Source organism: Streptomyces sp. col6 (genome assembly GCF_008042035.1).
Lineage (GTDB): Bacteria > Actinomycetota > Actinomycetes > Streptomycetales > Streptomycetaceae > Streptomyces.
In genome coordinates this window covers 508924-522181 of sequence record NZ_RDBL01000006.1, presented here as the reverse complement: position 1 = coordinate 522181, position 13258 = coordinate 508924, and the positions used below count along the sequence as shown (strand labels likewise).

Annotated in this window: 13 protein-coding genes; 8 read left to right on the top strand and 5 right to left on the bottom strand. The window is 72.8% G+C overall.

What is annotated here, in order from left to right:
- Positions 1-63 precede the first annotated feature (63 nt).
- On the bottom strand, positions 64-1560 hold the full coding sequence (locus tag EAO73_RS06495; RefSeq protein ID WP_147970471.1) for an MFS transporter: 1497 nt from the start codon (positions 1558-1560) through the stop codon (positions 64-66).
- A 134-nt stretch (positions 1561-1694) separates the two neighbouring features.
- On the opposite strand from EAO73_RS06495, the gene EAO73_RS06490 reads away from it, so the two are divergent.
- Both EAO73_RS06490 and EAO73_RS06485 read left to right on the top strand, forming a co-directional pair.
- Positions 1695-2678: an Lrp/AsnC family transcriptional regulator gene (locus EAO73_RS06490; protein ID WP_147970470.1), complete on the top strand. Its 984-nt coding sequence runs from the start codon at positions 1695-1697 to the stop codon at positions 2676-2678.
- A 122-nt stretch (positions 2679-2800) separates the two neighbouring features.
- Complete coding sequence (locus tag EAO73_RS06485; protein ID WP_147971417.1) at positions 2801-3190, top strand: RidA family protein; 390 nt, start codon at positions 2801-2803, stop codon at positions 3188-3190.
- Between the two features lie 45 nt (positions 3191-3235).
- Here EAO73_RS06485 and EAO73_RS06480 read toward each other — a convergent pair whose 3' ends face one another.
- Positions 3236-4153: a LysR family transcriptional regulator gene (locus EAO73_RS06480; RefSeq protein WP_224756190.1), complete on the bottom strand. Its 918-nt coding sequence runs from the start codon at positions 4151-4153 to the stop codon at positions 3236-3238.
- Between the two features lie 144 nt (positions 4154-4297).
- On the opposite strand from EAO73_RS06480, the gene EAO73_RS06475 reads away from it, so the two are divergent.
- The 3 genes from EAO73_RS06475 to EAO73_RS06465 all read left to right on the top strand — a co-directional run bounded on the left by EAO73_RS06475 (position 4298) and on the right by EAO73_RS06465 (position 6370).
- On the top strand, positions 4298-4696 hold the full coding sequence (locus EAO73_RS06475) for a nuclear transport factor 2 family protein (RefSeq protein ID WP_147970468.1): 399 nt from the start codon (positions 4298-4300) through the stop codon (positions 4694-4696).
- Between the two features lie 10 nt (positions 4697-4706).
- Positions 4707-5639 (top strand): zinc-binding dehydrogenase, encoded by a 933-nt coding sequence (locus tag EAO73_RS06470; protein WP_147970467.1) that lies wholly within the window; start codon positions 4707-4709, stop codon positions 5637-5639.
- A gap of 86 nt (positions 5640-5725) precedes the next feature.
- Positions 5726-6370, top strand: a complete 645-nt coding sequence (locus EAO73_RS06465) for a dihydrofolate reductase family protein (RefSeq protein WP_147970466.1) — start codon at positions 5726-5728, stop codon at positions 6368-6370.
- Positions 6371-6431: 61 nt separating this feature from the next.
- Here EAO73_RS06465 and EAO73_RS06460 read toward each other — a convergent pair whose 3' ends face one another.
- Positions 6432-6803 carry a DUF4396 domain-containing protein gene (locus EAO73_RS06460; protein WP_147971416.1) on the bottom strand — a complete coding sequence of 124 codons (372 nt, stop codon included), beginning with the start codon at positions 6801-6803 and terminating at the stop codon, positions 6432-6434.
- Between the two features lie 332 nt (positions 6804-7135).
- Between EAO73_RS06460 and argG the strand changes: the two genes are divergently transcribed.
- Positions 7136-8581: an argininosuccinate synthase gene (argG, locus tag EAO73_RS06455; RefSeq protein ID WP_147970465.1), complete on the top strand. Its 1446-nt coding sequence runs from the start codon at positions 7136-7138 to the stop codon at positions 8579-8581.
- Positions 8582-8648: 67 nt separating this feature from the next.
- On the opposite strand, the gene EAO73_RS06450 is transcribed toward argG, so the two are convergent.
- Positions 8649-9506, bottom strand: coding sequence for a hypothetical protein (locus EAO73_RS06450; protein ID WP_224756189.1), 858 nt, complete (start codon positions 9504-9506; stop codon positions 8649-8651).
- A gap of 176 nt (positions 9507-9682) precedes the next feature.
- Here EAO73_RS06450 and coaA point away from each other — a divergent pair, with 176 nt between their 5' ends.
- Both coaA and EAO73_RS06440 read left to right on the top strand, forming a co-directional pair.
- Positions 9683-10675 carry a type I pantothenate kinase gene (coaA, locus tag EAO73_RS06445; RefSeq protein ID WP_147970464.1) on the top strand — a complete coding sequence of 331 codons (993 nt, stop codon included), beginning with the start codon at positions 9683-9685 and terminating at the stop codon, positions 10673-10675.
- Positions 10676-10693: 18 nt separating this feature from the next.
- Positions 10694-11656: a DUF389 domain-containing protein gene (locus EAO73_RS06440; protein ID WP_147970463.1), complete on the top strand. Its 963-nt coding sequence runs from the start codon at positions 10694-10696 to the stop codon at positions 11654-11656.
- Between the two features lie 129 nt (positions 11657-11785).
- Here the strand turns inward: EAO73_RS06440 and glmM are convergent, their stop codons facing one another.
- Entirely contained in the window at positions 11786-13144 is a 1359-nt protein-coding gene (gene glmM / locus EAO73_RS06435; protein WP_147970462.1) for a phosphoglucosamine mutase, read from the bottom strand.
- Positions 13145-13258: the final 114 nt, after the last annotated feature.

Here is a 13258-nt window from a genome sequence, read left to right as displayed (position 1 = left end):
CGGCCACCACTTCAAGCCCGTCCGGCGATTGAGGACAAGGCGCCGCCGAAGGTGGCGCGCCCCTCACCCGGCCCGCACGGCCTCCGCCACCGCACCGCCCCCCACAGCCCCCGGCGCCTCCGGCACCGCCTTCCGGCCCTTGACCAGCAGCAGCACCGCCACCCCCGCCACGATCCCCACCGCACCGGCCACCACGGCCGCCGTGTTCAGCCCCGAGGCGAACGCCGCCCGCAGCGCGTGCTCCGGCATCCCGGCGGCCCGCAGCCCCGCCGCGCCGCCGCCCGCCAGCGCGTGGGAGGGTCCGTCGCCCAGGCTCTCCCCCATCCGGGAGGTCAGTACGGTCCCGAGCACGGCGACCCCGAAGGCGTACCCGAGCTGGCGGAAGGTGTTGACCGCGCCGCCCGCCATACCGGCCCGCTCCGGCGGCACCGCGGCGAGCGCCGCGCCCGCGATGGCCGGGGAGACCAGGCCCGTACCGATGCCCGCGACCACCAGGCCCGGGACCAGCACCGGCCACGAGGAGCCCGCGCCGAGCACCGCCTGGCCGAGGGTGCCGGCGCCGATGAGGACGAGCCCGACGCCGATGGTGAGGCGCGGCGGCGCCCCGTGCAGCAGCCGGCCGCCGACGGCGGCCACCACGAACGAGGTCGCGGCCAGCGGCAGGACCGCCAGGCCGCCCTGGACGGGGCTGAGCCCGAGCACCGTCTGCAGCCAGATCGAGGTGTACGGCAGGACGCCGAAGGCCGCCATGTTGAAGGCGAGCGCCCCGGCCATCACCCCGGTGAACGCGGAGGTGCGGAACAGCGACAGGTCCAGCAGCGGGTGCGCGACGCGCAGCTCCACCAGGACGAAGCAGACGAGGGCGAGGGCGGCGATCCCGAACGTGGCGAGCGTCTGCCCGGACGCCCAGCCGACGCTGCCCGCCCGGACGACGGCGTACGTCGCGGCCCCCGCGAACACCGCGAAGGCGGCGGTCCCCGCCCAGTCGGTGCGCCGGTCCCGCGCCCCGTGCGACTCGGGCACGGTCCGGCCGGTCAGCCAGACGGCGGCCACGCTGACCGGCAGGTTCACGTAGAAGATCCAGCGCCAGCCGGGCCCCTCGGTCAGCAGCCCGCCGACCACGGGCCCGATCGCGGCGGCGCCCCCGGCCACCGCGCCCCAGAGCCCGAGCGCGACGGACCGGTCCTTGCCCTGGTACACCGAGGCCAGCAGCGGCAGCGTCGTCGCGAACATCGCGGCGGCCCCCACGCCCTGCACCCCGCGCGCGGCCACCAGCAGACCCGGCGAGGAGGCGAGCCCGCAGGCCAGCGAGGCGGCGGCGAAGAGCACGACGCCCACGACGTGGACCCGGCGCCGGCCGAGCCGGTCGGCCGCCGCGCCTATGCCGAGCAGCAGCGCGGCGAGCGCGAGGGCGTAGCCGTCGATGACCCATTGCAGATCGGAGAGCGAGGCGTCGAGCGCCCGCGCCATGTCGGGCAGTGCCACGATGACGATCGTGACGTCCAGCAGCAGCATGAACGTCCCCAGACAGACCGCGGTGAGCGGCCCCCACTTACGCATGTCCTTGGTCCTTCTCCCGTAAGCCTTCGGCGTGACCGGCGGCCACCCCGTACGTACGATCGGACGGCCGCGTCCCAAATCCCCAGCCAGTGACACCCCGGCGCCGGAATCCGACACCGAGAGGGCCTTCGACAGTGGAATCACCCATCCGGGGCGACGCCCTGGACCTGCGCGTCCTGCACGCGCTGGAGCTGGACGCCCGCGCGCCCTTCAGCCGGATCGCGTCGGTGCTCGGCGTCTCCGACCAGACGGTGGCGCGCCGTTTCCGCAGGCTGCGGGCCGAGGCGGGGCTGCGGGTGGTGGGGGTGCGGTGCGCGGCGTCGGAGGATTCGTTCGAGCACTGGCTGCTGCGGGTGCGGTGCGCGCCCGAGGGCGCGACGGCCATCGCGGAGGCGCTGGCCAAGCGGCCCGACACCTCGTGGATCGGGCTGACGTCGGGCGGTACGGAGGTGACGTGCACGGTCAACCTCCGCAGCCGGGACGACGCGGACGACCTGCTCATCGGGAAGCTGCCGCGCACCCCGCACATCGTCGACATCCGCGCGCACCAGCTGCTGCACCGCTTCTACGGCGGCCCCGCGGGCTGGCTCCACAAGAGCGGCGCGCTCACCCCGGAGGAGACCGCCGCCCTCACCCCGCCGCCCGCCCCGGCCCCGCCCGGCCCGGCCGTCATCACCGCCGAGGACGAGCCCCTGGTCGCCGCGCTGGAACGGGACGGCCGGGCGACCTACCCCGAACTCCAGCGCGCGACCGGCCTCTCCGAGTCGGCGGTCCGGCGCCACCTGGCCCGGCTGGTGGCCTCGGGCGCGCTGTACGTGGACGTGGAGTTCGACTCCGGCCACCTCGGCTACCGGAACCCGAGCATGCTGTACATCACCGCCGCGCCCGGGGCCCTGCACACGGTGGGCACGGCCCTGGCGACGGACCGCGAGGTGGCGTACGCGTCGGCCACCACGGGCCCGTCCAACATCGTCGCGGTCGTGATCACCCGCGACTCCACCCACTTCTACCGCTACCTCAGCGACCGCCTGGGCGGCCTGGCCGGCGTCGAGCACGTGGAGTCGATGCCGCTGCTGCGCCGCGTGAAGCAACTGACGTACCGGCCGTTCCGGGGGTAGGGCTCCCTCCGCGACGGGCCCGCTCGTCCCAACACCGCCCCCGCCGCTTATCGTTGGCCCGCTGGAACGGCCGGAGGAGAGAGGGCACCGTGCAGGACGAAGCACAGGATTCCGACGAGACCATGCTCACCCACATATCGCCGGACGGGGTCGCCCCCGCCCAGGGCTACAGCCATGCCGTCGTGGGCGAGGGCAGGCTCGTCGTGATCTCGGGGCAGATCGCGCTGGACGAGAAGGGGAACCTGGTCGGGGAGGGCGATCCCGCCGCCCAGGCCCGTCAGGTCTTCGAGAACCTGAAGCGCTGCCTGGAGGCGGGCGGGGCGACGTTCGCCGACGTCGCGAAGCTCACCTTCTACGTCACCGACGTGGCGTTCCTGCCCGCGATCCGCGTCGCGCGGGACGCCCATGTCGACGTGGCGCGCCCCCCGGCCGGCACGGCCGTACAGGTGGCCGCGCTCTTCCGGCCGGACCTGCTCCTGGAAGTGGAAGCCCTCGCCGTCCTCCCCTGGTGACCGGGCGGGGCACCCGGGTCCGCCGAGCCCCTGAGGCCCCCGGCGTCACCCCGCCGCGTCCGGTGACCGCAGCCACCCTCCGGCACGGGCCGTCTCCGTCGCCGTACGCAGGAGCTGGGCGACCACCGGGCGGGCGCCCCGGCCCCGGGTGAGCAGGTGGAGTTCGATGGCGGCGACGCCGGTCAGGGGGCGCCAGACCAGGCCCGCCGGGAGGCTCGGGGCGGCCGAGTCGCCGACGACCGAGACCGCGTCGCCCCGGGCGACCGGAGTGTGGCCGGCATCGAACGCCAGGGGGCGCAGGAGGAGTTCGGGGGCGGCGCCCGCCTCGGCCAGGATGGCCGTGATCGCGTCGTAGTGGCCCGGGTTCGCCTCGCGCGGGTGGATGAGCAGCGTTTCCCGGGACAGCTCGGCCGGGTCGACGGCGGGCAGCGCGGCGAGCCGGTGACCGGCCGCCATGAGGATGCCCTGGGGCTCCAGCCGTACGAGCGTCCGCACCAGCTCCGGTGTCGGCGGCGGGCAGCGGACCAGGCCCGCGTCCAGCGTTCCGTCGGCGACGCCGGACAGGATCTCGGCGGTGGACAGCAGCCGCGTGTCGGCGGTGATGCCGGGCAGCCGGTCCGCCAGGGCGGCGAGCAGCGCGGGGGCCGTCTCGTAGCTCGTGCTCATGCTGTACCCGAAGGCCAGCGTGCCGCTCTCGCCGCCGGCGAAGCCGCGTACATCGCGCCAGAGGCGGTCGGCCTCCTCGCAGAGGGCCGCGCCGCGCTCCATCAACAGCCGCCCGGCCTCGGTGGGTTCGACGGAGTGCGTGGTGCGGTCGAGGAGCTGGACGCCCAACTCCTTCTCCAGTTCGCGTATCTGGCGGCTGAGCGCGGGCTGCGCGATGTGCAGCCGCTCGGCGGCGCGGGTGAAGTTGCGTTCCCCGGCCACGGCCAGGAAGTAGCGCAGGCGCCGCAGATCCATCATGGCAAGGAGCATACGAGGCGGCTCTGACCAGCGGTGATGCCGGACGGTTCTGGAGCGATCGGAAACAGGTCTTTCCCTGGGCGGCCCCGCACTCCCTAGCGTTCAGGCATCGGAGGGAACCACTCGACGAAAGGCCTCACGATCATGAACAGCACCCCCAAGGACGTCGTCCTCGACTACATGAAGACCCTGGCCGAGGGCGACATGGACCGGCTGCGGGCGTTCTTCGACGCCGATGTCACCTGGACGCTCGCCGGGGACCTTCCCGTCTCGGGCACCTGGACCGGGCCGGACGAGATCTTCGACGAGTTCGTCGCCACGATGACCGCCCGGCTGGTGCCGGAGACGGTGGAGATCGAGTTCCTGGACGTGCTCGCGGAGGGCGAGCGGGTCCTCGCCGAGTGGCGGACGCGCGGGCTGACCCGCAAGGGCGGCCGGTACGACCAGCACTGCCTGGCTGTGTTCACCGTGCGCGACGGCCGTATCGCCTCGGTGCGCGAGCACTTCGACACCCTCCACGCCCACAACGTCGTCTTCGCCTGAGGAGCCCGCGATGCGCGCACAGCTTCCCGCCGCCGGACCGGGCGGCACGGTCCACATCGACGAGGCCCCCGAGCCCGTCCCCGCAGCCGACGAGGCCCTGGTCGCGGTGGAGGCGTACTCCGTCAACCGGGGCGAGACCTTCCAGCTCGACGGGCAGCTCGACCGCCGGTGGGCCGGCTGGCGGCCCGGCAAGGACGTCGCCGGCACGGTCGTACGGGCGGCGGCCGACGGCACCGGCCCCGCCGCCGGCACCCGCGTCGTCGCGCACCCGCCCGCGTACGGCTGGGCCGAGCGCGTCGCCGTCCCGGTGCACAGCATCGCCGCGCTCCCCGACAGCGTCGACGCGGTGACGGCGGCGGCCCTCCCGCTGGCCGGCATCACCGCGCTGCGCCTGCTGCGCGCGGCGGGCCCGGTCGCGGGGCGGCGCGTGCTGATCACCGGTGCGAGCGGCGGCGTCGGCCACTACGTCACCGAGCTGGCGGCGTCCTCGGGCGCGGCGGTGACGGCGGTCAGCGCGACCCGGGAGCGCGGGGCGCGGCTGCTGGAGCTGGGGGCGCACGCGGTGGTGACGTCACCGGCGGACGCCGAGGGCCCGTACGACGTGGTCCTGGAGTCGGTGGGCGGCGACTCGCTGCCGGCGGCCCTGGCCCGGCTGGCCCCGGGCGGCCTGCTGGTCTGGTTCGGCCAGGCCAGCCGCACCCCGGTCGCACTGGACTTCTTCGACTTCTTCAAGGGCCCGGCCGAGGCCCGTATCGCCCACTTCGACTACACCCGCGCGGACACCACGTATGCCGACGAACTCGCCACGCTGGTAAGGCTGGTGGCGAGCGGACGCCTGCACCCGGAGATCGGCTCGGTCCGCGACTGGTCCCGCACGGACGACGTCGTCGCGGACATCCGGGCGCGCCGGGTACGGGGGAACGCGGTGCTTACGGTGGGATGAGAAAGCGGGACGGTGTACGGCGATGAGTCCGGGCCTCCCGAGGAGTCACCCCTTGCGTTGTCACCCATCACCGGGAGAAGAGCACCATGACTCAACTGCTGAAGGTCCAGAACTTCACCGTCTCCGCCGACGGCGTCGCCTGCGGGGAGAACCAGACGCTGGAGAAGCCCTTCGGCCATGTCGACCCGGGGCAGCTGTTCTCCTGGGCCGGGGCGACGGCGAGCTGGCCCAACCGGACGGACCCGGGCGGGAGCCGGGGTCTGGACGACTACATGACGCGGGACTTCTCGCACAACATCGGCGCCGAGATCATGGGCCGGAACAAGTTCGGCCCGCAGCGCGGGCCCTGGGAGGACCACGAGTGGCAGGGCTGGTGGGGCGGCGAACCGCCGTTCCACACCCCGGTGTTCGTCCTGACCCACCACAAGCGGCCCTCGTTCACGCTCTCCGACACCACGTTCCACTTCGTGGACGGCGAGCCGGCCGAGGTGCTGGCGCAGGCCCGGGAGGCGGCGCAGGGCAAGGACGTGCGCCTCGGCGGCGGGGTGTCGACCATCAGGGAGTTCCTGGAAGCGGACCTGGTCGACACCCTGCACGTGGCGGTGGCGCCGGTGGAGCTGGGGTCGGGTATGCGGCTCTGGGACTCGCCGGACGACCTGCGCGACCGCTTCCACCTGGACGTCGTACCGAGCCCCAGCGGGATGACGCACCACCTGTTCTGGCGGAAGTGAGCGCGCACGCCCCTCAGTGGTAGGCGTGGACCACGGCATGGCCCTTGCCGCGTCCGATCATTCACCGGTTGACCGGTGTCGTGATGACGAAGGCGAGGGCCAGCGAGCCGGCGAGCGCGCCCCAGAAGAGGAGATCGGCCAGGCCCGCGTCCATGGCGCCGGGGATCGTCACCATGACGGTGTTGTCGATGATCTCCATGACGGCGATCGACAGCGTGTCGGCGGCCAGGGCCACCTTCAGCGCCTGCCGCAGGGGCACGCCCGCCCGCAGGACCCCGCGCATGGTCAGCGCGTAGCCGAAGACGAAGGCCAGCGCGATGGAGAGGGCCACGGTGGCGCCGTTGTGCAGCCCGGCCGCCGTGCCGATCACCATGCCGAGGATCTCGCCGATGGCGCAGCCGGTGAGGCAGTGCAGGGTGGCCAGCGCGGCCATGCGCCAAGTGGCGGGCGCGGCGTGACCGCCGTGGTGGCCGTGGCCCGTGTGGTCGCCGTGGCCGGCGTGGCCCTCGTGCGCCGCACCGCCGTGACCCGCATGTGTGTCGTGGCCCTCGTGCGCCGCGCCGCCGTGACCCGCGTGTGCGCTGTGGTCGCCGTGCCCGGTGTGGTCGTGGGGCCCGTGTGCGTGGTCCATCGCGCTTCCCTCCGTAAGGCGGTGCGGGGACGGATGTCCCGCCCGCACGATCCGAACCATATACCCCCCAGGGGTATTCCCTCCAGGGAAAAACCCACGTTGCATGATCATGCGAGATGATGCATAATCTTCCTATGTCCAAGGTCCTCACCTCCCTGCCCGCCGGCGAACGCGTCGGCATCGCCTTCTCGGGCGGCCTCGACACCTCGGTCGCGGTCGCGTGGATGCGCGACAAGGGCGCCGTCCCGTGCACCTACACCGCCGACATCGGCCAGTACGACGAGCCCGACATCGCCTCGGTGCCGGGCCGTGCCAAGGCGTACGGCGCCGAGCTGGCCCGCCTGGTCGACTGCCGCGCCGCGCTCGTCGAGGAGGGCCTGGCCGCGCTGACCTGCGGGGCGTTCCACATCCGCTCGGGCGGCCGGGCGTACTTCAACACCACGCCGCTGGGCCGCGCGGTCACCGGCACGCTCCTGGTCCGGGCGATGCTGGAGGACGACGTCCAGATCTGGGGCGACGGCTCCACGTTCAAGGGCAACGACATCGAGCGGTTCTACCGCTACGGCCTGCTGGCCAACCCGCACCTGCGCATCTACAAGCCCTGGCTGGACGCCGAGTTCGTGACGGAGCTCGGCGGCCGCAAGGAGATGTCGGAGTGGCTGGTCGCCCACGGCCTGCCCTACCGGGACAGCACGGAGAAGGCGTACTCCACGGACGCCAACATCTGGGGCGCCACCCACGAGGCGAAGACGCTGGAGCACCTGAACACCGGGGTGGAGACCGTCGAGCCGATCATGGGCGTGCGGTTCTGGGACCCGACGGTCGAGATCGAGACCGAGGACGTCACGATCGGCTTCGACCAGGGCCGCCCGGTCACGATCAACGGCGAGAAGTTCGAGACGGCCGTCGACCTGGTCATGAAGGCGAACGCCATCGGCGGCCGCCACGGCATGGGCATGTCCGACCAGATCGAGAACCGGATCATCGAGGCCAAGAGCCGGGGCATCTACGAGGCCCCCGGCATGGCCCTGCTGCACGCCGCGTACGAGCGCCTGGTCAACGCGATCCACAACGAGGACACCCTCGCGCAGTACCACAACGAGGGCCGCCGCCTCGGCCGGCTGATGTACGAGGGCCGCTGGCTGGACCCGCAGGCGCTGATGGTCCGCGAGTCGATCCAGCGCTGGGTCGGTACGGCCGTCACCGGCGAGGTCACCCTGCGGCTGCGGCGCGGCGAGGACTACTCGATCCTCGACACCACGGGCCCGGCGTTCAGCTACCACCCGGACAAGCTGTCCATGGAGCGCACCGAGGACTCCGCGTTCGGCCCGGTGGACCGCATCGGCCAGCTCACCATGCGGAACCTGGACATCGCGGACTCCCGCGCCAAGCTGGAGCAGTACGCGGGCCTCGGCATGATCGGCACCGCCAACCCGGCCATCGGCGCGGCCCAGGCCGCCGCCACGGGCCTGATCGGCCAGCTCCCCGAGGGCGGCGCCGAGGCCATCGCCTCGCGCGGCGAGGTCTCGGACCAGGACGAGATGCTGGACCGCGCGGCGATGGAGTCCGGCACGGACTAGTCGCCACGGCGGAAGCGCGACGGGCCGGGCACCCCGAGGGGGCGCCCGGCCCGTCGTCGTACTCCGTTCACCGCCCCTTGGCGGCGCTCATCTTCCGGACGACTCCGTCGGCCCCGCTGACGTCGACGTAGTCACCGGACGACACCGCGCTGCCCGTGGTCGACCAGCCTCCGAAGTTCCACCGCCAGTCGCCGTCGAGCGACGCGGTGACCGTCGCCTTCAGCGCGCCCGTGGAGCTGGAGCGCACGGTCTTCACGGTGTTGTACGAGGTGGTGCCCCTGGGCCGGAACTGCAACTGGACGGACGCGTCCGCCACACCGGTGTAGGTGTGCTTCCCCCAGTCCGCCCGCTTGAGGCTGCCGGTCACCGTGACCGGTTTGCCCTTCGCGACCGGCTCGGGCGCGGCGTCGACGGTGGCCTTGGCGTAGCGCCGGAGCTGCGCCGTGCTGGAGGTGGCCCGGTACTCCTCGGCCACGAGGTGGTAGTCCCCCTCGAACAGCCGCCCCACGAAGCCGACCTTCCAGGTGGTCGCGTCGTTGTTGGAGTCCAGCCGGTAGTACGGGTCGATGTAGAGGGACCCCTCGCAGTCCGCGATCCGGTCGCTCTTCTCGTAACAGGTGTAGATCCCCATCTGGAGCCCGCCGGCATCGATCCCCTTGGCCGGCGTGGTCCCGTGGTACAGAAACGGTTCCGCGTCGTAACGGGAGGGGTCGGCCGTGCTGTAGCCCGGGGGAAGGGTGACCCGGAACGTGACCGAGGGCTCCGTCACCTGCGTGGTGCCCACCACGATGGGCCTGCCCCCGTTGACGACGACCTGCGACACCGTGATCCCGGTATCGGCGGCCTCCGCCGTCGGAGCCGTGAGCGCCGAGAGGGCCAGCGCCCCCGCGAGCGCGGCCACGGCCCCGGTTCTGCCTGATTTCATGCGCACCTCGTTGCTGCGTAAGGGAAAAGGCGTACCCCGCCGCACGCGACCAAGATCAGCAGGACGGCGGGGCGGCAGATTACCAGCGCGCCGGAACCGGACTCGAACCGGTACGCCCTCCCCCACGTGACCGAGCCCACCCCCCGCTCGCTTAAAACTCCCGCAACAATGAAGACGTGATCACCTCACCCGCACGGAGCCCCCGACGCGCCGAGCACGCGGCGACGCCGTACGTCGACCTCTCCCGGGCGGAGTGGAGCGCGCTGCGCGACAAGACGCCGCTGCCGCTGACCGCCGAGGAGGTGGAGCGGCTGCGCGGGCTCGGGGACGTCATCGACCTCGACGAGGTGCGGGACGTCTATCTGCCGCTCTCGCGGTTGCTGAACCTGTATGTGCAGGCCACCTCCGGGCTGCGCGGCGCGCTGAACACCTTCCTCGGGGACGCGGGCAACGGGCAGGGCGCACAGCGCGGGACGCCGTTCGTCATAGGCGTCGCGGGCAGTGTCGCCGTCGGCAAGTCCACCAGCGCCCGTATCCTCCGGGCACTGCTGGCCCGCTGGCCGGAGCACCCCCGGGTGGAGCTGGTGACCACGGACGGCTTCCTGCTGCCGATGAAGGAGCTCCACGCGCGCGGCCTGATGTCGCGCAAGGGGTTCCCGGAGTCGTACGACCGCCGCGCCCTCACCCGTTTCGTCGCCGACATCAAGGCGGGCAAGGACGAGGTGACCGCGCCGGTCTACTCGCACCTGATCTACGACATCGTGCCCGGCGAGCGGCTCACCGTCCGGCGCCCCGACATCCTGATCGTCGAGGGGCTGAACGTGCTCCAGCCCGCGCTTCCCGGCAAGGACGGCCGCACCCGGGTGGGGCTCGCCGACTACTTCGACTTCAGCGTGTACGTGGACGCCAAGCCGGAGGACATCGAGACCTGGTACCTCAACCGCTTCCGGAAGCTGCGCGAGACGGCGTTCCAGGACCCGTCCTCGTACTTCCGCAAGTACACGCAGGTCTCCGAGGCCGAGGCGATGGAGTACGCGGCCACCATGTGGCGCACCATCAACCGGCCGAATCTCGTCGAGAACGTGGCGCCGACCCGGGGCCGCGCCACACTGGTGCTGCGCAAGGGGCCCGACCACAAGGTCCAGCGGCTGTCGCTGCGCAAGCTCTGATCCCGGAAAGGATGCACCGTGCTGCATCTGCGCCTGCTCGTGCCCGAAGACCGCACGGACGGGGTGACGGACCTGCTGGAGCGGACCGTCGGCACCGCCCATCTCGCGGTGCTGCCGGGGGTCGCGCGTGACCCGGTGGGGGACATCGTGCTGTGCGACGTGGCGCGCGAGGCGGGCGACGAGCTGATCGCGGCGCTGCGCCGGATGGGGCTCGACGAGTTCGGGGCGATCACCGTCGAGAACATGGACCTGACGCTCTCGGCGCGCGCCGACCGGGCCGAGGAGGACGCACCGGGCGAGGGCTCGGACGCGGTGCTGTGGGAGGAGCTGGTCGAGGCCACGCACGACGACTCGACGTTCAGCGCCACCTATGTGGCGTTCCTCGCGGTCGCGACGATGCTGGCCGCCTGCGGGGTGATGCTGGACAACGCGATCCTGATCGTGGGCGCGATGGCGGTGGGCCCCGAGTTCGGGCCGCTCGCCGGGGTGTCGACGGCGCTGGTGCAGCGTGCTCCGCGCCTGGTGTGGCGCTCGCTGTGGGCGCTGATCGGCGGGTTCGCCGCGGCCATGCTGCTGACGGTCGGCTTCGCCTGGCTGATGGACGCCTTCGGGCTGTTCGACATGTCGATGATCGAGGGGAAGCGGCCCAATACGGCGTTCGTCTGGCAGCCCGACTGGATGTCGTTCGTCGTGGCGTTCCTCGCGGGCGTCGCGGGGACGCTCTCCCTGACCTCGGCCAAGTCCGGGGCGCTGATCGGCGTCGCGATCTCGGTGACGACCGTGCCGGCGGCGGCCAACGCGGCGGTGGCCTTCAGCTACCGCGACTACGGCCAGATGACGGGGTCCGTGCAGCAGCTTCTGGCGAACCTCGGCGGGATCGTCCTCGCGGGCACGCTGACGCTGCTGGCCCAGAAGGCCCTGTGGCGCAAGACCCGCCACCACCAGCGGGCCCACACGAAGCCGACGGCCCCGACGCGCTGAGGGCGGGCGCGGCACACCGGCCACCCGGCCGCGCGAGAGGCGCGGGCCCACGCCCCGGACGCGCGAAGGGGCGGGCGCGCCCCACGCGCACCCGCCCCTCTACGCAACCGGACCAGCCCAGCAACCGGACTAGCCCAGCGCCGACTTCACCACGTCCGCCAGCTGTCCGGCCACCGCGCGCGCCTGCTCGATGTCCGCCGCCTCGACCATGACCCGCACCAGCGGCTCCGTGCCCGACGGGCGCAGCAGGACGCGGCCGGTGGCGCCCAGCTCGCGTTCGGCCTCCGTGACGGCGGCGGCCAGCTCCTGCGAGGTGTTCACGCGGGACTTGTCGACGTCCGGGACGTTGACGAGGACCTGCGGCAGGCGCTCCATGACCCCGGCCAGCTCCGCGAGCGAGCGGCCCGTCGCGGCGACCCGGGCCGCCAGCATCAGGCCGGTCAGCGTGCCGTCGCCGGTCGTGGCGTGGTCCAGGACGATGACGTGGCCGGACTGCTCGCCGCCCAGCGCGTAGCCCTCGGCCTTCATCGACTCCAGGACGTAGCGGTCGCCGACGGCGGTCTGGACGAGCTGGATGCCCTCCCGCTCCATGGCGATCTTGAAGCCGAGGTTCGACATCACGGTGCCGACGACGGTGTCGCCGCGCAGCTGGCCGGCCTCGCGCATGGCGAGGGCCAGCACGGCGAGGATCTGGTCGCCGTCGACCTCCTCGCCCGCCGCGTCCACGGCCAGGCAGCGGTCGGCGTCGCCGTCGTGCGCGATGCCCAGGTGCGCGCCGTGCTCGACGACGGCGGCGCGCAGCAGCCCCAGGTGCGTGGAGCCGCAGCCGTCGTTGATGTTCAGCCCGTCCGGCTCGGCGCCGATCGTGACGACCTCGGCCCCGGCGCGGGCGAACGCCTCGGGCGAGACGCGGGCGGCGGCGCCGTGGGCCTCGTCGAGGACGACCTTCAGACCGTCGAGCCGGTTCGGCAGGACGCCGATGAGGTGGGCGACGTAGCGGTCGAAGCCCTCGGTGTAGTCGGTGACGCGGCCGACGCCGGCGCCGGTGGGGCGGGACCACGGCTCGCCGGTGCGGTGCTGCTCGTACACCGTCTCGATGCGGTCCTCCAGCTCGTCGGCGAGCTTGTGGCCGCCGCGCGCGAAGAACTTGACACCGTTGTCCGGCATGGCGTTGTGGCTGGCGGAGAGCATGACCCCGATGTCGGCGCCCAGGGCGCCGGTGAGGTAGGCGACGGCCGGGGTCGGCAGCACGCCGACCCGCAGGACGTCGACGCCCGCGCTCGCGAGGCCGGCCACGACGGCGGCCTCCAGGAACTCTCCGGAGGCGCGTGGGTCGCGGCCCACCACGGCCGTCGGCCGATGGCCCTCGAAGGTGCCCGCCTCGGCCAGTACGTGCGCCGCGGCCACCGAGAGGCCGAGCGCGAGCTCGGCCGTCAGGTCCGCATTGGCGACGCCGCGCACGCCGTCCGTGCCGAAGAGTCGTCCCACTGGTGTCCTCCGAAAGTGCTCCGAAACGCAAAAGTCAGATCATGCAACCAAGAAGCCTATGAACGCCTTATGTCGTTATATGCCCGAGGATGTCGATAAACGAACGCCCCGGCA

Bases quoted from the DNA above. Each gene is read 5' to 3' on its own strand.
- EAO73_RS06495 (WP_147970471.1), bottom strand. From the start codon at position 1,560: ATGCGTAAGTGGGGGCCGCTCACCGCGGTCTGTCTGGGGACGTTCATG.
- EAO73_RS06485 (WP_147971417.1), top strand. From the start codon at position 2,801: ATGCTCACCCACATATCGCCGGACGGGGTCGCCCCCGCCCAGGGCTAC.
- EAO73_RS06480 (WP_224756190.1), bottom strand. From the start codon at position 4,153: ATGATGGATCTGCGGCGCCTGCGCTACTTCCTGGCCGTGGCCGGGGAA.
- EAO73_RS06475 (WP_147970468.1), top strand. From the start codon at position 4,298: ATGAACAGCACCCCCAAGGACGTCGTCCTCGACTACATGAAGACCCTG.
- EAO73_RS06470 (WP_147970467.1), top strand. From the start codon at position 4,707: ATGCGCGCACAGCTTCCCGCCGCCGGACCGGGCGGCACGGTCCACATC.
- EAO73_RS06465 (WP_147970466.1), top strand. From the start codon at position 5,726: ATGACTCAACTGCTGAAGGTCCAGAACTTCACCGTCTCCGCCGACGGC.
- EAO73_RS06460 (WP_147971416.1), bottom strand. From the start codon at position 6,803: ATGGCCGCGCTGGCCACCCTGCACTGCCTCACCGGCTGCGCCATCGGC.
- argG (WP_147970465.1), top strand. From the start codon at position 7,136: ATGTCCAAGGTCCTCACCTCCCTGCCCGCCGGCGAACGCGTCGGCATC.
- EAO73_RS06450 (WP_224756189.1), bottom strand. From the start codon at position 9,506: ATGAAATCAGGCAGAACCGGGGCCGTGGCCGCGCTCGCGGGGGCGCTG.